Below are 17,171 nucleotides of genomic sequence, written 5' to 3' on the forward strand. Positions count from 1 at the left end.
CCCCGGCTCAGCCGCCGATCGACAGCAGCCGCTCGCCCCGGTCGCCGCGCACCTCCCAGCGGCCGATCTCCGCCGTGTGCAGGCCGGTGGTCCCCTCGATGTCCAAAGGCCCCGCGTACCCGGGGCCGTCGGCGACGCCGTACCCGCCGGCCGGCACCCACCAGCTCAGCACCGGATGCTCCACCCCGTCCTTGCCGATCGCAACGAGCCGGCATGTGCGCGGCCCCGGCAGACCCGCCAACCGCATCGCCACCGACGTCCCCCACCTCCGGTCCTCCAGGGCCACCGATGCCCGCACGCCCGTCACGGGGTCGGACGCCACGACCCGCTGCGGCGCCGGCCGATCTCCGCCGTCCTGGGCCACGACCACGGCGGCGGGCAGGCCGACGGCCAGCACGGCCGCCGCGGCCGCCAGCCGCAGCCGCCGCCGGCGGGCGCGCCGCCGTTCCAGCGCCACGTGCTGCGTGAGCCGGTCCAGCAGGCGGGGCGAGGGGCGGGCGTCGGCACGCGCGGGACCGGCGAGTTCGGCCACGGCCCGGGCGACGGCGGTGAAGTCCGAGAGCCGGACCGCGCACATGACGCACTCGGTGAGATGCTCCTCGAAACGGAACGCATCGGCAGGTTCCAGGACGCCCAGCGCGTAGGCGGCCACATCCTCGTGCGGCTGCTGGCGGCTCATCGGGGGTCCTCGATTCCTCGTGTTACGGGCGGTCACCCTGGTATACGCAGCAGGAAGTCGCTCTGCTCAACCCGGCGGCCAGCCGCAGGACGCGATCGCAAAGGCGTACGGAAACCGGGGCGTGGTCCGCGCTCCGGGTCGCGCCTAAACTCCGCAGCATGCTGCGCGTACTGGCTGTCGACGACGAGAGACCGGCGCTCGAGGAACTGCTCTACCTCCTGCGGGCCGACTCCCGGATCCGCAGCGCCGAAGGGGCCACCGACGCCACCGAGGCGCTCCGGCGCATCGGGCGGGCCCTCGAAGCGGGCCCCGACAGCGAGGAGGCCATCGACGTCGTCTTCCTCGACATCCACATGGCCGGGCTGACCGGCCTCGACGTCGCCAGACTGCTCGCCGGATTCGCCAGGCCGCCGCTCATCGTGTTCGTCACGGCGCACGAGGGCTTCGCCGTGCAGGCCTTCGACCTCAAGGCAGTCGACTACGTCCTCAAGCCGGTGCGCAGGGAACGGCTGGCGGAGGCGGTCCGCAGGGTCCGGGAACTGGTCGTCCCGCAGCGCGACACGCAGCGCCCCCAGCCCGCGCCGGCAACGCTGCCCACGGTGGTGCCCGGGCCCGGTCCCGAGCAGATACCCGTCGAGCTGGGCGGTGTGACCCGTTTCGTACCGGTCGACGAGATCACCTATGTCGAGGCACAGGGCGACTACGCACGGCTCCACACCGCCGAGGGCAGCCACCTGGTCCGCATCCCGCTGTCCACGCTGGAGGAGCGCTGGGCCTCGCGCGGCTTCGTGCGCATCCACCGGAGCCACCTCGTCGCGCTCGGCCGCATCGACGAACTCCGCCTGGACGCCGGGACGACGACCGTGCGGGTGGGCACCGCCGAGCTGGCGGTGAGCCGCCGCCACGCGCGCCAGCTGCGCGACCTGCTGATGCTCCCGCGCGGTCCCAAGGGCTCGGGCGGGCCCGCTCCCGGCGTCCGGGGCTGACCGTTCGACGGCCGCGAGGAGCCGTTGGTCGCAGGCGTCGGGCCGTCCGGCGACGGACCTGCCCCGCTGGGCGAGGCGCCCTCCGCCGGCCTCCCGGGCCGCGCGCCGCGGACCTAACCTTGATCACGCCGGGGGAAGAAGGGGCCTGATGTCCGACATCGAAGCACTGCTGGACGAGCTGAACGGACTGCCCTCGGAGCCTCCCTCGGGCCCGGCCGATCTGGAGGCACTGCTCGCCGCCGCCCGCAGCGCGGCCGGCCGCTGGGCGGATGTGCTGGAGGGCATCCGCGAGGCGTCCAGGGGCCTCGCGGGTCCCCGTACCGAAGCGGCCCTGGAGGTGGCGTTCCGCCGGGCGGAGGAGTCGTACGTGGAACTGGAGATCGCCCTCAGCGCCTGTGCGGGCCCGCGCCCGCACTGACCGCACCCGCCCCGGCCGAGCGGGAACGGCGGCCACGGAGTCCCGGAGTCCCGGAGCTCCGGAGCAAGCCGCCCGTCGCGCCGGGCGCGTCCGCGGCCGGCTCGCCCCTACCCACCGTGATCGCCGCTGCGTAGACTCCCCATCCACCCGCCTTCGCCGACAGACGCTGGAGCGGACGGACGATGTCAGCAGAGCAGCCCCCTCGCCGCGAGGTGGTCACCGGGGTGCCGCGGGCCACGCGGCGGCCCCCCGGCCACGCGCCCGCACGGTTCGAGATCAGCGAGCAGACCACGCTCGGCACCACGTATGTGCGCTCCCTGATGCGCAGCCAGCTGCGGGCCGCCCTCGTCGCGCTCGGCGCCCTCGTGCTCCTCGTCGGTACGCTGCCGCTCCTGTTCGCCCTGCCCGCCGTGCTCGGCGGGTTTCCGGGCTCCCCGGCCCCGTTCGTCTGGGCCGCCCTCGGCTTCGGCGTCTACCCCGTCATGTGGCTGACCGCTCGCCGGTACGTGCGCCGGGCCGAGCGCAACGAACGCGACTTCACCAGGCTCGTCGAAGGCCGCTGACCGTGAACCAGACCTACGCGGTGGCCGCGGTCACCGTCGTGGTGCTCGCCACCGTCCTCATCGGCGCGCTCGGCCTGCGCGTATCCCGCACCACCTCCGACTTCTACGTCGCCTCGCGCACGGTCAAGCCGGGTCTCAACGCGGCCGCTATCAGCGGCGAGTACCTCTCCGCGGCCTCCTTCCTCGGGATAGCCGGCCTGGTCCTGCTCCAGGGGCCCGACATGCTCTGGTACCCGGTCGGGTACACCGCCGGCTATCTCGTCCTGCTCGTGCTCGTCGCCGCCCCGCTGCGCCGCTCCGGCGCGTACACGCTCTCCGACTTCGCCGAGGCCCGCCTGGAGTCCTCCGCCGTCCGCAGGCTGGCGTCCCTGTTCGTCGTCGGCATCGGCTGGCTGTATCTGCTGCCCCAACTGCAGGGCGCCGGGCTGACCCTGGAGATCCTGACCGGCGCGCCGGACTGGCTCGGCTCCCTGGTCGTCGCCGTCGTCGTCACCGGCGCCGTCGCGGCCGGAGGCATGCGCAGCATCACGTTCGTGCAGGCCTTCCAGTACTGGCTCAAGCTGACCGCTCTGCTGGTGCCCGCACTGTTCCTCGTCGCCGCCTGGGCGGGCGACGACGCGCCGCGCGCCCGCTTCGACGCACCCGCCGTGCTCCGCGCGGACACCGACGTCCGGTTCGGCGACACCGTACGCGTCGACCTGGACGGACCGCTCACCCTCGGCGTCACCGGCGCGGTCGACGAGATCCGCCACCACGGCGAGAAGGTCACCCTCGGCGAGGGCACCCACCGCATCGAGGCAGGGACCGTCCTGCGCCTGCCGGAAGGCGCGGAGGTGCCCGAGCGGACCGGTTCGGGGACGGACCCGGTGAGCTGGTCCCAGCCCCTGTCCGGCGGGCGGGACGGCTACCAGCTGTACGCGACGTACGGACTCATCCTCGCCACGTTCCTCGGCACCATGGGCCTGCCGCATGTCGCCGTCCGCTTCTACACGAGTCCCAACGGCCGGGCCGCGCGCCGGACCACCCTCGTCGTGCTCGGCCTGATCGGCGCCTTCTACCTGCTGCCGCCCGTCTACGGTGCCCTCGGCCGCATCTACGCGCCCGAACTGGCCCTGACCGGTGCCGCCGACGCCGCGGTGCTCGTCCTGCCCGAGCGGGTGATCGGCGGGCTCGCGGGGGAGCTGCTCGGCGCGCTGCTGGCGGGCGGCGCGTTCGCCGCCTTCCTGTCCACGGCGTCCGGCCTCACGATGTCGGTGGCCGGGGTCATCAACCAGGACGTCCTGCCCTCGCGCGGCGTACGGCACTTCCGGCTCGCGACCCTGCTCGCCATGGCCGTGCCGCTGGGCCTGTCCGTGGTGACCAGCAACGTGCCGGTGGCCGACGCGGTGGGGCTCGCGTTCGCCGTCGCCGCGTCGTCCTTCTGCCCGCTGCTCGTGCTGGGCATCTGGTGGCGCGGGCTCACCCCGCCCGGTGCGGCAGCGGGCCTGGTCCTCGGCGGCGGCTCGGCCCTGACCGCGGTCATGGCCACGCGGGCGGGCCTCGCACCGGACGGCTGGCCGCACACGCTGATGGCGTGGCCCGCGCTGTGGTCCGTACCGCTGGGCTTCCTGACGATGGTGGCCGTCTCGCTGGCCACCGCACGCCACATACCCGCCGGCGCGGCCGCGACCCTTGCCCGGCTGCATCTCCCGGAGGAGCTCGCCGGCCGGCCGCAGCCCGAAGGAGCGGAGCGATGACCGGTACGGAAGCGGCCGCGCTGGCCGCGGCGGGCGCCGTGCTGCTCGCCGTCGGGGCGGTGCTGGGTCTCGCCCTCGGCAGGGCAGGCGCCCGGCGCGGCGTGCGGCCGGACCTCGACCTCGGCACGCCTGTGGAGCACGCGACGTTCCACACCCTGCACACCGCGTCCCTCGCCGCCCCGCCGCTGCGTGCGGGGCTGACCGAGGACACGGCGCGCAAGGCGGCCAGGCGGTTGCGTTCCCTGCTCGGCACCGAGGCGCTGTGCCTGACCGACCGCGAGCGCGTCCTCGCGTGGGACGGGCCGGGCGCCGACCACCATGAGCGGCAGGTGATGGTGCGGGTGGCCGAGGTCCTGGACTCGGGCCGCAGCCAGAGCGTGCACTCCGACTGCGAGGACCTGGAGTGCCCGCTGCGCTGGGTGGTCATCGCGCCGCTGACCGGAGAGGAGGGTGTGCTCGGCACCCTGGTGGCCTACGGCTCGCGGGAGTCGGCGGTGCTGGTGCGGGCGGCGACCGAGGTCGCCCGCTGGGTCTCCGTCCAGCTGGAACTCGCCGAGCTCGACCGCTCCCGCACCCGGCTGATCGAGGCGGAGATCCGCGCTCTGCGCGCCCAGATCTCGCCGCACTTCATCTTCAACTCGCTCGCCGCCATCGCCTCGTTCGTCCGGACCGATCCGGAGCGTGCCCGCGATCTCCTGCTGGAGTTCGCCGACTTCACCCGCTACTCCTTCCGCCGGCACGGCGAGTTCACCCATCTCGCGGACGAGCTGCGCTGCATCGAGCAGTACCTCGCGCTCGCGGGCGCCCGCTTCGGCGACCGGCTGAAGGTGACGTTGCAGGTGGCGCCCGAGGTGCTGCCGGTGACCCTGCCGTTCCTGTGCCTGCAGCCCCTCGTCGAGAACGCCGTCAAGCACGGCCTCGAGGACTCCCGGCACGAGTGCCGCATCATGATCGCGGCCCAGGACGCGGGCTCGGAGGCGACGGTGACGATCGAGGACGACGGGGTGGGCATGGACCCCGAGGTGCTGCGCGCGATCCTGGCGGGGGAGCGGTCCACCGCGTCGGGGATCGGGCTGCTGAACGTCGACGAGCGGCTGCGCCAGGTGTACGGCGACGACTACGGGCTCGTCATCGAGACGGCCGTCGGAGCCGGCATGAAGATCACGATCCGGATCCCCAAGTACCGTGCGGGCGTGCACTTCTCGGCGGGCCGGCGCGTCGACTGAGGCCGCCCGGCCGTGGTGCGGTCCTCACCACAGGTGGATCGCCAGATGCCCCAGCGGCAGTCCCAGCTGCCAGGCCGGGGTCCACACCTGGCTCGTCTCGTCCACGCCGGCGGCGAGCGGGCGCGCCGGATGCCACGGCTCCAGGTCCCCGAGGTCGGCCGCGAGCAGTTCGGTGGTGCGCAGCCAGTCCCAGGCGGCGGTCGCCAGCGCCAGATCGGGGTCCGGGCCGCCGTGCCGTTCCCGGGCTGCCCTGGTGGCGAGCCGCTCCTCGACCCACTCCTGCCAGGGGTGTCCGTACGAGGTCAGCGACAGCCACTCCTCGATCGTGGCCGCCGAGCGCACCGCCTCCGGTGCTCCCGGGCCGTCGCACAGGTGGATGGTCAGCGCCAGGGCCCGGCGCCCCGCCCGGAACTCGAGTGAGCCGTACTCGACGAGCGCGCCGGCCCGCAGCATCTCCTCGGCCGTGTACTCGGCGCACAGCCACGCCATGGGGACCGCCAGCCCCGGTCCCCCGGCGCCGTTCGCACTCTCGCGCTGCACGCCTCCCACCCACTTTCCTCTCGACCGCGTCCGGGACTCGATGACGAGCCTCCACCGTCCAAGACGGACGGGGGCCCTTCTTTGCTCAACTCCGGCGTGACGTTCGGCATAGGGACACCGTGTGGTCGTGGTCCGTGTGCACGGAGTGCGGCACCGGGGCCGGCGGGGCGGACGGGACGGCGCGTCGGCTGTAGCCCGGCAGGGACCGGGCGAGGGCGCGCAGCGCGTAGTACGAGCGCGACTTGACGGTCCCCGGCGGGATGCCGAGCGCCTGTGCGGCCTCGTTGACGCTCAGCCCGCGGAAGTAGATCTGCACGAGCACCGCGCGGTGCTCGGGGCTCAGGGCGCCGATCGCGGCCCGGACGTCGAGGGCGAGGGCCGTGCTCTCGGTCGGGTCCTTCGGGTCCGGTGTGGTGGCGAGGACGCCGTCGCCGATCTCCGTGGGGCGCGCGAGCCGGGAGCGCCGTGCGTCGATGGCGAGGCGCCGGCCGACGGTGAAGAGCCAGGGCCGCATCGACTCGTAGGGGCCCTCGAACGCTTCCGGGTGCTGCCACGCGCGCACCAGCGTCTCCTGCAGCAGGTCCTCGGCGCGCTGCTGGTCCCCGTAGGTGAGGCCGAGCAGGAAGCTCATGAGGGCGGGGCCGTGGTCGCGCTGCAGCTCCGCCATGGCACACTCGTCGGTCGTCGCGGTCGCCGTTGCCATTGCCGAACACCCTTTCACCCGTCGGTCGCTGCCACGTGCCGTATACGAACGCATCCGGGCGCACAGCGACAGACGCCGCACAGCGGTCGTCGACGAACGGTCGCACCGAGCGGCGAGTGGTGCGGCGAACGGTCGGCCGGACCGGTACGCCCGTTGCGTGGTCACCGTCCAGCTGTTCGTCGCCGTGGCAGGAGGCACCGACCGCCTGGCGGCCGCGGGGGCAGGCCCGCCCTGGCGGCCGCGGGCGGCACATGTCCGTCCCGCAGTGGACGGACACCGTCGCCGGACGTGTCGTCAGCCTGCCCGAGGCGCTGGGGACCGATCGCGAACGCGACGACCACCGCACGGCCCTCGCGGACGTCGGCGCCGTGGTGCGCGGCCACGGCGCGCGGCACGACGGACGGACTCACCAAGGGCCGCTGAGGGCCCCGGGCACCGGCCCTACGGGACGACGGTCACGGGCCACCGGCCCGCTTTCACCAGCCGCACCGCGACCGAGCCGATGATCCGGTGGCCCGCCGACTCCGAGGCCCCCACCACCACGGCGTCCGCCTTGAGTTCGTCGGCCGCGGTGACCAGTCCCGTGTACGGGTCGCCGCGGAAGGTGTGGAACTCCCAGCGGACGTCCCAGATACCGCGCACCCGCTCGGCCGCCGTACGGATCTCGGTGACGAGGCCCTCGGCGATCTCCCCGGTCGCGACGGCCACCGGCACACCGAGCGCCGCGCCCGCGGGCATCACCGGCTGGACGTAGACGATCGCCAGCAGCGCACGCTGCCGCCGTGCGAGACCGCTCGCGTAGGCCGCGGCCCGCAGCGACGAATCCGATCCGCCCAGGCCGACGAGGATCACCTTCGGCCCGTCCGTACCGCGTTCGAACCGGTGGGCTGGATGCTCGGTCACGCCACCGAGGCTGGTACCCCGGCCGGACGGCCGCCGACGCGCCCGAGGACCCGTGCGGAGCGCCCGGCCCGCGGTACTGCTCCCATCGGGTCAATCCGCCCCGCAACCCGGTGTCGATCGGTTGCCCGCGGCGTCAGCCGTGCGAGCCATGGGCCATGGACAAGGACCAGCTGCTCCGCGGACGCCGCTCGGTGCTCCGCCTCGCCGCTTGCCTCGGCGGTGCCGCCGTCGTCGGCGAGCTGTTCGCCGGCGAGCCCATCACATCCGGGCGCACCGCGCCCTCGCCCGCCCCCGCTCCGCCCGGCCGTGCCGCGGGACCTCGGACCGCGGCACGGCCGCCGAAGGCGTCGTCCTACCGTCTGGAGCCCATGACCGCGTATCCCCCCGCGAGTCTGCGCCGCGCGGTCCCGCCGGTGCGCACGAGGCCCTTCCGCAAGGTGCCCGCGACGGACCGCACGATGGTGCTCACCTTCGACGACGGACCGGACCCGCGCTACACCCCCGGCATCCTCTCGACCCTGCGTGAACACGGCGTGCAGGCGATGTTCTTCGTCTGCGGGGAGATGGCGACGCACCACGGGGACCTGCTGCGGGAGATGGCCGACGACGGCCATGTGATCGGCAACCACACCTGGTCGCACCCGCTCGTCCCCGGCCTGGCGCCGTCCCGGATCCGTGACGAGCTGGGCAGGACGAGCGACGTCGTCGAGGAGGCGGTGGGCGCCGCACCGCTCTGGTACCGGGCGCCCTACGGAGCGTGGAACCGGCATTCCTTCGAGATCGGCGCCGAGCTCGGCATGGAACCGCTGGCCTGGACCCTGGACACGCTGGACTGGACGACCCCCGGCACCCGCACCATCGTCAGGCGGGTGCTGCAGGGCGCGGCCCCGGGTGTCGTCGTGCTCTCCCACGACGGGGGCGGCAATCGCTCCCAGAGCGTCGCGGCCCTGCGCAGGTACCTGCCGAAGCTGCTGGAGGAGGGCTACCGCATCACCGTCCCCCGTCGCTGAGCGGGTCGGCGGCCGGCGACCGGCCGGCCGCCGGCCACGGAGGCCGTGGCCGGCAATGGGCCGCGGGTCAGCGGGCCTTGACCATACGTGCGAAGACGACGACGTTGCCGTCGTAGCCGTGCGTCTTGGAGTAGCCGCCCCCGCAGGTGATGACCCGCAGCTCGGGCGAACCGGTGTCGCCGTAGACGCGGACCCCGGGGAAGTCCGTCTTGGAGAACACCTCCACGCCGTACACCTCGAAGACAGCCGTCCTGCCGTCAAGTCGCGGCACCTCGACCGAATCCCCGGGCTTCACCGAGCCGAGACCGTAGAACACCGCCGGGCCCGCCTGGTTGTCGACGTGCCCGACGATCACGGCGGTGCCGCGCTGACCGGGGGCCACGCCGTTCTGGAACCAGCCCGCGAGGTTGGGCTCCTGCGCAGGCGGTGCCGCGATCCACCCCTTCTCGTCCAGGCCGACGTCCATGATCGGCGCGTCCACCTTGAGCGAGGAGACGCGCACCCGGGTCGGGGGCGCGTACGGCAGCGGTTCGAGCGGCACGGGCAGGAACGTCTCGCCCGCGTGCTTGCCGAGCGACGCGGCGGCCGCGGGCTGCGGGGGCCCGATCCCCGCGTCGACGCCGTTCCTCATCAGCGCGATCCCGCTGAGCATGACGAGGGCCAGCACGCCCCAGGGCGAGCGTCGTCTCCGCTCGGAGCCGTAGATGTCCTGGCCCATGGTTCTCCCCTTTGTGCGCATGTGGTCACGCTAAGTGCGGTCGGCGGGCGCTGCGAGAAGGGAAGGGCGAACGGGTGGCGGCGGCCACTCGGGGTGACCCATCCGAGTAACGGGCTGATAAACATCCTAACGGTCTGTGACCTGCGGCTCCGTCAGGTGGCGGGTCGCCCGCACGGCGTGTCGCTCACTGGGGTGGACCAAGGCCGAAATGCGACGTACGTCACTGGCGGTGAGGGTTCGTCATGGGAGGCGTCCTCGTCGAATATCCCGGAGCGCCGCTCCGGAGCGTCTTCCGCTGGAGGTTCAACGATGCGTGCTACACGCGCTCTCGCGGCGACCGCGACCGCTTTCGCGGCCGTCGGGCTCTGCGCTCCGCTGGCCGCCGCCGGCGGTGGCGACGGCCCGAGGAACGTCCACGTCAGCCCGTCCTCGGTCTTCCCCGGAGGCACCCTGACGATCAGCGTCGACGGCTGCCACCGCGGTGGCGTCGTCAGCTCGAACGCCTTTCCCGACGCCGTGCTCTCCCGGAACGACGGCGGTGGCCGTGGTGGTGATGGCGGCAACTTCGGTGGTGACGGTCGGGGTCGTGGTGGTGACGGCGGGGGTCGTGGTGGTGACGGTGGCAACCGCGGCGATAACGGTGGCGGCCGTGGTGGCGACGGCGGTGGCCGTGGTGGCGACGGCGGCAACCGTGGCGATAACGGTGGCGGCCGTGGTGGCGACGGCGGCAACTTTGGCGGTGACGGCGGTGGCCGTGGCGATAACGGCGGTGGCCGTGGTGGCGACGGTGGCAACTTTGGCGGTGACGGCGGCAACCGCGGTGACAACGGTGGCGACTTTGGTGGTGACGGCGGGGGCCGTGGCGGCGACGGTGGCAACCGTGGTGATGACGGCGGTGGCCGTGGTGGCGACGGTGGCAACTTTGGCGGTGACGGCGGCAACCGCGGTGACAACGGTGGCGACGGCGGCAACCGCGGTGACAACGGTGGCGACTTTGGTGGTGACGGTGGCGGCCGTGGCGGTGACGAGGGTGACAACCGTGGTGATGACGGTGGCAACCGTGGTGATGACGGTGGCAACCGTGGTGATGACGGTGGCAACCGTGGCGGCGACGAGGGTGACAACCGTGGTGGGGACAGTGACCCCCGTGGTGGGGACGGTGGCAACTTTGGTGGGGACGGTGGCAACTTTGGCGGTGACGGTGGCAACCGCGGTGGTGACGGTGGGGGTGCGGCCACGGCCACGGCCCGCGTCCGCAACAACGCTGCTCCCGGCACTTACCACCTGACGGTCCGGTGCAACGACAGCTCGCGGACCGCCAGCGCCTCGTTCACGGTGATCCGCGCACGCGGTGCGGCGGGCGGACTCGGCGGGTCGATCGGGCCCACCGGCACCGAGATGGCGGTCGGCGCCGGCCTGGTCACCACGGCGGCCGTCGGCGGCTGCCTCTTCATCGTCCGCCGCCGCCGCACGGTCAGCGGTCAGGCCTGATCGGTCGAACCTCCCGGTCGGACCCAACCGCCCGTTGCCCCGAGTCCTGCGCGGGACTCGGGGCGGCGGGCGGTTGGGTCCGGTTGAGAAGGGCGTTGGCCGCCCATCAGTGACGGCGGTGCGCCGCGCGCCTGCGGACGACGAGGACGGTCGCAGTGGCGGCGGCCGCGACCAGGACCCCGCCCGCCACGACCTCGGTCGTGTTCATGTCCTCGAAGCTGCCGCCCAGGCCGCCGCCCACACCCGAGGGGGCGATGGTCGTCGTGGAACTCACGGTCGGTGTGGAGGTGCCGCCAGAGATCCGGAGATCGAGGGTGCCGATCCGGCCGATGCAGTTGAACTGGACCGAGTACACGGCGCCCGGTCTGGCGTCCCGGTCGACCACGGCCGTGGCCGCGCCGTTCTGGGGGATGGTGACGGCGTCGAAGACACCGGACGTCACGGTGGTCGTGCTCGGGCAGCCGCCCGCGGTCAGGGTCACGCGGCCGCCCGGGGCGACGGTCGAGGGCGTCACGCGGAAGTCGTACGGCGTGTTGTTCACGGCGAAGGCTGCGGTGGGAGCGGTCAGGGCGAGTGCGGCCGCTCCGAGCAGAGCGGCGGACGCGGCACGTATCGCGCGCATGGTCGGACCTCCGGGTCCTCGAGGAGCAGTAGCGGAACCGTTCCGCACAGGTCGGGGAGTGCTCCTCGATCACCGAAACGTTAAGAGCGGCGTGGGACGGACGCGATCGGTGTAGGTCAAACGGGGCATAACGCTGCGCCAAGCGGGGGAGATGCCGGGCGTGTCGGCGTATCGGTACGGGTCGGCGATGCGAAGGGCGACGACGCTGCTGTTCGCGGGGCCCGGCAGCATCGGGGAGAGCCGTCCTGTCCTGGACTCGTACGACGGGGCCGGACCCACACGGCCGGCGGCCGACGACGGCGCGTCTCGCGCCGATGGAATGGCCGGTCATCGCTTCACCCACCGCGCCCCGGCTCGCAGAGAGGGCGATCCTGCCCGCGGACCCGTACCGGTGCGGAACTGGTCGTCGAATGGAGGATTCGGGGCACAAGGGGAGCACAGAACTGCGTACACGGATGCGCCCCGCACGGGACCGCTGCTGTTGAGACACCGGCGCCGGAGTGACGCAAGGGCCACATGGTTGAGTTGAGTTCAAGCCATTTCCCGCACTGCCGGATCGGGGTGAATTCACCTGGTGCCACCGGGATTTCCCCATTCGTGTCCGCGCCGGCTTCGAAGATTTTTTTCGCGCGCATTGAACACAGGCCGCTCTCCCGTCCGTACCTAGGGCCATGAACGGCGCCCCCAGGCGCCGGATCCGGCTGGAAGAACTACGGGAGTGGACATGAACACCTGGCGGAACGCCTCGCTCGCGGTGACTGCGGCGGCCGTACTCGCGCTGACGACGGCGTGCGGTCAGGACCAGGGCACCGAAACCCCCGGCCAGGCGGTGGGCGCCGCGAACCCCGCGCAGCCAGGCAGCGGAGGCTACGGAGCGGACGCCGGGTACGGATCCGGCGCCGGGGGGGAGGCGGCCGCGGCCAAGCCCGCGGGCCAGCTCGCCGTCTGGGAGAGCAAGGACCTCGGCAAGGTCGTCACGGACAGCGCGGGCTTCACGCTCTACCGGTTCGACAAGGACACCGCGAAGCCGCCGAAGTCCAACTGCGACGGGGACTGCGCGAAGGCGTGGCCCGTCGTGGCCGCCGGCGGCGCGACCGCGGCGCCCGGTGTCGACCCGTCCCTGATCGGCGAGGTGACCAGGGAGGACGGCACCAAGCAGCTCACCATCGACGGCTGGCCCATGTACCGCTACGCCAAGGACACCAAGGCCGGCGACGTCAACGGCCAGGGCGTCGGCGGCACCTGGTACGCGTCCGCCCCCGACGGCAAGAAGGCGGCGCCCGGCGGCGGTGCCGAGGGCGGCGAGAAGGAGGGCGGCGAAGATGAGGGCGGCGAGGCCGCGGATCTCGCGGGCCTGTCCGTACGCAACGACCCCAAGCTCGGCGAGATCGTCGTCGACAAGAACGGCATGACCGTCTACCGCTTCATGAAGGACTCGGCCTGGCCCATGAAGACGGCCTGCACCGGCGAGTGCCTGGAGAAGTGGCCCGTCGTCGAGCCCGTCGACAAGAACGACACCGAGGGAATCCTCAAGAAGGGCTTCGTCACCTTCGACCGGCCCGACGGAATCGAGCAGCAGACCATCGACTGCTGGCCCATCTACACCTTCTCCGGCGACGCCAAGCCCGGTGACACCAACGGCCAGGGCGTCGGCGGCACCTGGTACGCCGTGTCGCCGGAGGGCAAGCCGGTCGGAGCGCCCAAGTAGTCCCCACACCGCGCCTCCGACCCGGGGCCTTTCTCGGGGAAAGGCCCCCCGCCGGCCCGCCTCGCACCCCCCAGGGTGCGACGGCGGGCCGGCCGCATGTGCGGGGTGACCGTACCGCGGTCCCGTGACGATCGGTCATGACCCGCGTACGTGACGACGACGTGTGACCAAGAACGGACCGCTAATTTCCGTTTGGGCTCGCCCTCTTGGCGGGCGATCAGTAGCCTCGGCTCGAACGCTGGCCATGGACATGGCCGATCCGCCGTGGCGACTTGTTGGAGACATCGATGGAGCGTCCCGCCTGGGCCCCGCAGAGCATCGACATATCGGTGCCGAGCGTGTCCCGCATTTACGACTTCTACCTGGGCGGCTCGCACAATTTCGAGGCCGACCGGGAAGCGGCGCGCAAGGCGATGCGGTTCATGCCGGGCCTCCCGAAGATCATGCAGGCGAACCGCGCGTTCATGCGCAGGGCCGTGAATTACGCGGTGGGCGAGGGGATCAGCCAGTTCCTCGACATCGGCTCCGGCATTCCCACGTTCGGCAACGTCCACGAAGTGGCCCGAGCGGCGGACCCCGAGGCCCGGGTCGTCTACGTCGACCACGACGCCGTGGCCGTCGCCCACAGCCGGACCATACTCGCCGGGGACGAGCGGTCGGACGTGGTCTGCGCCGACCTCCGCAAGCCGGGGCAGATCCTCGACAGCCCCGAGGTCACCGGGCTGCTCGACCTGGAGCGGCCGGTGGCCCTGCTGCTCGTGGCCGTACTGCACTTCCTCGAGGACGAGGACGATCCGTACGCCGCGGTGGCGGAACTGCGTGACGCGCTCGCTCCCGGCAGCCTCTTGATCATCACCCACGCCTCGTACGAGGGGATACCGGTCCCCGAGGACGTGGCGGGCGGCGCGGTCGCCGTCTACGACGAGATCCGCAACCCCCTGGTCATGCGCACCCGCGAGCAGATCGCGGCCTTCTTCGAGGGATACGACATGGTCGAGCCCGGCCTGGTCGCCATGCCCCACTGGCGGCCCGACACCCCCGTCGACCAGGAGGACCCATATGCCTTCTCGGGCTTCTCCGGGGTGGGGCGCAAGGCGTGAAGCCGTCGTCGCAGGCGACCGGTCCCGACGCGGAGGCGGACGCCCTTGAGGACAGACTCAGACGGTTCGCGACGATCTGGAGCCGGGCCGTCTTCCCGGTGACGTCGACGTCGCTCACCCGGCCGGAGTTGGAACAGCATCTGCTGCCGGTGGCACGGGACCTGTGCCGCGTACTGCGCGAGCGCCCGTTCAACCCGCAGTCCGGGCAGCGGATCGGCAGGTCGCTCGTCGACGCCCACTGCACGGATCCCGACGCGCTCAGCCGCACGCTCGGCGTCGTCGAGTCGTACCTCGTGCTGTACTGCGGCGACCAGGAGCAGACCGCCGAGGAGAGCAGGGCGCGCTGCGCCCGGCTCCAGCACGCCGTCGCCGCCGGGTTCGCGGCGGCGCTGCGCGAACGCACCCTCGCCGAGCAGGAGGCCATCGCCCGCTCCTCGCTGCTCGCGCGCAACGACGCCCTGGAGGCGATGCACGCCACCGAGGTCCGCTTCCGGGCGGTGTTCGACGGGGCCGCGATCGGCATCGGGATCGCCGACCTCGACGGCAATCTGCTGGAGGTCAACGACACCCTCATGCAGATGTTCGGCGGCCTCGAACACCACGTGCGCAGCCGCAAGGTCACCGAGTGGGTGCACCCCGAGGACCGGCCCCAGGTCTGGGACCTCTACCGGGAACTCGTGCGCGGCGAGCGCGAGCACTACCGGACGGAGAAGCCGTTCTACCGCAACGACGGGACGGTTCTGTGGACCAACCTCACCGTCTCGCTGCTGCGCGACGCCGAGGGAGCCCCGCAGTACCAGCTGGCCCTCCTCGAGGACACCACCGAGCGCCGGCTCCTCAACCTGCGGCTGCGTTACGAGGCCACGCACGACGCGCTGACCGGACTGCCCAACCGCACCCTGTTCTTCGAGCGGCTCGAGAAGGCCGTGTCGGCCGGTGACGGCGCCCGCTTCGGGCTCTGCTACCTCGACCTCGACGGTTTCAAGGCCATCAACGACAGCCTCGGACACGCCACCGGCGACCGGCTGCTCGTGGAGGTCGCCGACCGGCTGCAGAGCTGTGCCACCGCGCCGGGGGAGATGGTCGCCCGGCTCGGCGGGGACGAGTTCGTCGCGCTGACCACCGGACCCGACACCGAGCGCGAGGTCGACGAGCTCGCCTCCCGCATCCTCGGCTCGCTCGCCTCGCCGGTGACCGTCGACGGGCGCGAGTTCACCGTGCGCGGCAGCATCGGCATCGTCGAGGGCCCGGGGGGCGAGCGGACCAGCGCCGAGGTGCTGCGCAGTGCCGACATCACCATGTACCGGGCCAAGTCGGCGGGCGGCAACCGCTTCGAGCTGGCCGACCCGGAGGCCGACGCCCGCGCCATCACCCGGCACGGGCTGACCAACGCCCTGCCCGCCGCGCTGGAGCGCGACGAGTTCTTCATCGAGTACCAGCCGCTCGTCCACCTCGGCGACGGCAGCGTGCACGGCGCCGAGGCGCTCGTGCGCTGGTGCCACCCGCAGTACGGGGTGCTCGGGCCCGACCGGTTCATCCCGCTCGCCGAACGCACCGGGCTGATCGTGCCGCTCGGCCGCTGGGTTCTCCAGGAGGCCGTACGGCAGGCCCGGTTCTGGAGCATTCGGCACACCGACGGCGGCCCGCTGCGCATCAACGTCAACCTCTCGCCGGCCCAGCTCCAGCACCCGGGGCTTGTCGCGGACACGGTGGACGTACTGGAGCGCTCGGGCCTGGAGCCCGGCGCCCTGTGCCTGGAGGTCACCGAGTCCGCGCTCATCGGCGCCGACGAGGACCTGCTCAAGCCGCTGCGCCAACTCGCCGAGATGGGCGTGGACATCGCGCTCGACGATTTCGGCACCGGCTACTCGAACCTGGCCAACCTGCGCAGACTGCCGGTGAGCGTGCTCAAGCTGGATCGTTCCTTCACGCAGGGGATGCAGCAGCACCCCGCCGACCCCGTCGATCTGAAGATCGTCGAGGGCATCGTGTCGCTGGCGCACAGTCTCGAACTCGCCGTGACCGTGGAGGGCGTGGAGACCGGAGCCCAGGCCGAGCAGCTGCGCGAGCTCGGCTGCGACACGGCCCAGGGCTGGTACTACGCACGGCCCGGTGCGCCGGACCGCATCCACGCGCTGGTCCTGGCGGACGCGGTCTGATCCGGTGGGGAGCCCCTGTCTCTTCCGTCAAGCTCGGAGAGGATGGGCGTCATGGCGGATGAGGATCAGGGTCGGGACTGGATGGGTCGCACTTTGGTGCACTACGGCGCCTTGCACGGAGACGTCGCCGGCTTGAGGGCGGCCCTGGCGGATGGGGCGGATCCCAGCCTTGCGGACAAGGCTGGGATGACGCCCCTGCATTTCGCCGCGCAGTCCCAGGCTGCGCCGGCCGCAGAGATCCTCCTGGCGGCGGGTGCGTCCGTGGACGTCGGCGACAGCAACGGCAACACCGCTCTGTTCAATGCGGTGTTCAACTACCGAGGTGATCCGGCAACGCTCCGGCTACTGCTGGACGTCGGAGCCGATCCCGAGCTGCAGAACGCGAAGTGCGTGAGCCCGCGCGGTCTTGCCGATCCGATCGGCAACTACCACGTGGCCGTTCACGTGCCCGGTGCTGGGCAGAACCGGTAGGCGCTGGTCAGGCCTCCTGCCTCTTCGTAGGAGGCCCGGGAGGTTCCCGGCGCGGGCGGCCCCGCCGCCCCCTGATGGACGGCTGCATTACCCGGCCGAAGGCCAGGAACCGGTGTGCGGCATCGGCGAGTTGCGTAG

18 protein-coding genes are annotated in these 17,171 nt (G+C 72.5%); 11 read left to right on the forward strand and 7 right to left on the reverse strand.

Translation table 11 applies throughout. From position 1 onward, the window contains the following. Positions 1-7: 7 nt before the first annotated feature. Positions 8-679 carry an anti-sigma factor family protein gene (locus tag ACWD0A_RS00555; RefSeq protein ID WP_451293196.1) on the reverse strand — a complete coding sequence of 224 codons (672 nt, stop codon included), beginning with the start codon at positions 677-679 and terminating at the stop codon, positions 8-10. Positions 680-837: 158 nt separating this feature from the next. Here ACWD0A_RS00555 and ACWD0A_RS00560 point away from each other — a divergent pair, with 158 nt between their 5' ends. The 5 genes from ACWD0A_RS00560 (at position 838) to ACWD0A_RS00580 (ending at position 5,608) form a co-directional block, all read left to right on the forward strand. Then, positions 838-1,665, forward strand: coding sequence for a LytR/AlgR family response regulator transcription factor (locus ACWD0A_RS00560; protein WP_451293198.1), 828 nt, complete (start codon positions 838-840; stop codon positions 1,663-1,665). A gap of 148 nt (positions 1,666-1,813) precedes the next feature. Beyond that, a complete protein-coding gene (locus ACWD0A_RS00565) occupies positions 1,814-2,083 on the forward strand; it encodes a hypothetical protein (RefSeq protein ID WP_451293200.1) in 270 nt (89 codons plus the stop codon). Between the two features lie 182 nt (positions 2,084-2,265). Next, positions 2,266-2,646, forward strand: a complete 381-nt coding sequence (locus ACWD0A_RS00570; RefSeq protein ID WP_451293202.1) for a hypothetical protein — start codon at positions 2,266-2,268, stop codon at positions 2,644-2,646. Positions 2,647-2,648: 2 nt separating this feature from the next. Further along, positions 2,649-4,382, forward strand: coding sequence for a sodium/solute symporter (locus ACWD0A_RS00575; RefSeq protein ID WP_451293204.1), 1,734 nt, complete (start codon positions 2,649-2,651; stop codon positions 4,380-4,382). After that, on the forward strand, positions 4,379-5,608 hold the full coding sequence (locus ACWD0A_RS00580) for a sensor histidine kinase (protein ID WP_451293206.1): 1,230 nt from the start codon (positions 4,379-4,381) through the stop codon (positions 5,606-5,608). Before ACWD0A_RS00575 ends, ACWD0A_RS00580 begins: the two co-directional genes overlap by 4 nt. A gap of 24 nt (positions 5,609-5,632) precedes the next feature. Here the strand turns inward: ACWD0A_RS00580 and ACWD0A_RS00585 are convergent, their stop codons facing one another. The 3 genes from ACWD0A_RS00585 to ACWD0A_RS00595 all read right to left on the reverse strand — a co-directional run bounded on the left by ACWD0A_RS00585 (position 5,633) and on the right by ACWD0A_RS00595 (position 7,754). Next, positions 5,633-6,097: a hypothetical protein gene (locus ACWD0A_RS00585; RefSeq protein ID WP_451293527.1), complete on the reverse strand. Its 465-nt coding sequence runs from the start codon at positions 6,095-6,097 to the stop codon at positions 5,633-5,635. Positions 6,098-6,233: 136 nt separating this feature from the next. Further along, positions 6,234-6,851 carry a sigma-70 family RNA polymerase sigma factor gene (locus ACWD0A_RS00590; protein WP_451293208.1) on the reverse strand — a complete coding sequence of 206 codons (618 nt, stop codon included), beginning with the start codon at positions 6,849-6,851 and terminating at the stop codon, positions 6,234-6,236. A 441-nt stretch (positions 6,852-7,292) separates the two neighbouring features. After that, the gene (locus ACWD0A_RS00595) at positions 7,293-7,754 is read right to left on the reverse strand and encodes a universal stress protein (RefSeq protein ID WP_451293210.1); all 462 of its coding nucleotides are present in this window, start codon (positions 7,752-7,754) and stop codon (positions 7,293-7,295) included. Between the two features lie 155 nt (positions 7,755-7,909). Here ACWD0A_RS00595 and ACWD0A_RS00600 point away from each other — a divergent pair, with 155 nt between their 5' ends. Further along, positions 7,910-8,764, forward strand: coding sequence for a polysaccharide deacetylase family protein (locus ACWD0A_RS00600; protein WP_451293212.1), 855 nt, complete (start codon positions 7,910-7,912; stop codon positions 8,762-8,764). Positions 8,765-8,831: 67 nt separating this feature from the next. Here the strand turns inward: ACWD0A_RS00600 and ACWD0A_RS00605 are convergent, their stop codons facing one another. Beyond that, a complete protein-coding gene (locus tag ACWD0A_RS00605; protein ID WP_451293529.1) occupies positions 8,832-9,482 on the reverse strand; it encodes a class F sortase in 651 nt (216 codons plus the stop codon). A 303-nt stretch (positions 9,483-9,785) separates the two neighbouring features. Further along, positions 9,786-10,766 (reverse strand): hypothetical protein, encoded by a 981-nt coding sequence (locus ACWD0A_RS00610; protein WP_451293214.1) that lies wholly within the window; start codon positions 10,764-10,766, stop codon positions 9,786-9,788. A 51-nt stretch (positions 10,767-10,817) separates the two neighbouring features. On the opposite strand from ACWD0A_RS00610, the gene ACWD0A_RS00615 reads away from it, so the two are divergent. Continuing rightward, positions 10,818-10,973 (forward strand): hypothetical protein, encoded by a 156-nt coding sequence (locus ACWD0A_RS00615; protein WP_451293216.1) that lies wholly within the window; start codon positions 10,818-10,820, stop codon positions 10,971-10,973. 106 nt (positions 10,974-11,079) lie between these two features. Here the strand turns inward: ACWD0A_RS00615 and ACWD0A_RS00620 are convergent, their stop codons facing one another. Further along, the gene (locus tag ACWD0A_RS00620; RefSeq protein ID WP_451293218.1) at positions 11,080-11,595 is read right to left on the reverse strand and encodes a hypothetical protein; all 516 of its coding nucleotides are present in this window, start codon (positions 11,593-11,595) and stop codon (positions 11,080-11,082) included. 724 nt (positions 11,596-12,319) lie between these two features. On the opposite strand from ACWD0A_RS00620, the gene ACWD0A_RS00625 reads away from it, so the two are divergent. From ACWD0A_RS00625 to ACWD0A_RS00640, 4 genes are all read left to right on the forward strand, one after another. Then, the gene (locus ACWD0A_RS00625) at positions 12,320-13,303 is read left to right on the forward strand and encodes an SCO0930 family lipoprotein (protein ID WP_451293220.1); all 984 of its coding nucleotides are present in this window, start codon (positions 12,320-12,322) and stop codon (positions 13,301-13,303) included. A gap of 287 nt (positions 13,304-13,590) precedes the next feature. Further along, positions 13,591-14,403, forward strand: coding sequence for an SAM-dependent methyltransferase (locus ACWD0A_RS00630; RefSeq protein WP_451293222.1), 813 nt, complete (start codon positions 13,591-13,593; stop codon positions 14,401-14,403). Further along, positions 14,400-16,562, forward strand: coding sequence for a putative bifunctional diguanylate cyclase/phosphodiesterase (locus ACWD0A_RS00635; RefSeq protein WP_451293224.1), 2,163 nt, complete (start codon positions 14,400-14,402; stop codon positions 16,560-16,562). The genes ACWD0A_RS00630 and ACWD0A_RS00635 overlap by 4 nt, the downstream gene beginning before the upstream one ends. 51 nt (positions 16,563-16,613) lie before the next feature. Beyond that, positions 16,614-17,033: an ankyrin repeat domain-containing protein gene (locus tag ACWD0A_RS00640; RefSeq protein WP_451293226.1), complete on the forward strand. Its 420-nt coding sequence runs from the start codon at positions 16,614-16,616 to the stop codon at positions 17,031-17,033. The last annotated feature ends 138 nt before the right edge of the window (positions 17,034-17,171 follow it).

This window comes from Streptomyces sp. NPDC002867 (assembly GCF_053591895.1).

Bases quoted from the DNA above. Each gene is read 5' to 3' on its own strand.
- ACWD0A_RS00555 (WP_451293196.1), bottom strand. From the start codon at position 679: ATGAGCCGCCAGCAGCCGCACGAGGATGTGGCCGCCTACGCGCTGGGC.
- ACWD0A_RS00560 (WP_451293198.1), top strand. From the start codon at position 838: ATGCTGCGCGTACTGGCTGTCGACGACGAGAGACCGGCGCTCGAGGAA.
- ACWD0A_RS00565 (WP_451293200.1), top strand. From the start codon at position 1,814: ATGTCCGACATCGAAGCACTGCTGGACGAGCTGAACGGACTGCCCTCG.
- ACWD0A_RS00570 (WP_451293202.1), top strand. From the start codon at position 2,266: ATGTCAGCAGAGCAGCCCCCTCGCCGCGAGGTGGTCACCGGGGTGCCG.
- ACWD0A_RS00580 (WP_451293206.1), top strand. From the start codon at position 4,379: ATGACCGGTACGGAAGCGGCCGCGCTGGCCGCGGCGGGCGCCGTGCTG.
- ACWD0A_RS00585 (WP_451293527.1), bottom strand. From the start codon at position 6,097: ATGGCGTGGCTGTGCGCCGAGTACACGGCCGAGGAGATGCTGCGGGCC.
- ACWD0A_RS00590 (WP_451293208.1), bottom strand. From the start codon at position 6,851: ATGGCAACGGCGACCGCGACGACCGACGAGTGTGCCATGGCGGAGCTG.
- ACWD0A_RS00600 (WP_451293212.1), top strand. From the start codon at position 7,910: ATGGACAAGGACCAGCTGCTCCGCGGACGCCGCTCGGTGCTCCGCCTC.
- ACWD0A_RS00605 (WP_451293529.1), bottom strand. From the start codon at position 9,482: ATGGGCCAGGACATCTACGGCTCCGAGCGGAGACGACGCTCGCCCTGG.
- ACWD0A_RS00620 (WP_451293218.1), bottom strand. From the start codon at position 11,595: ATGCGCGCGATACGTGCCGCGTCCGCCGCTCTGCTCGGAGCGGCCGCA.
- ACWD0A_RS00625 (WP_451293220.1), top strand. From the start codon at position 12,320: ATGAACACCTGGCGGAACGCCTCGCTCGCGGTGACTGCGGCGGCCGTA.
- ACWD0A_RS00630 (WP_451293222.1), top strand. From the start codon at position 13,591: ATGGAGCGTCCCGCCTGGGCCCCGCAGAGCATCGACATATCGGTGCCG.
- ACWD0A_RS00640 (WP_451293226.1), top strand. From the start codon at position 16,614: ATGGCGGATGAGGATCAGGGTCGGGACTGGATGGGTCGCACTTTGGTG.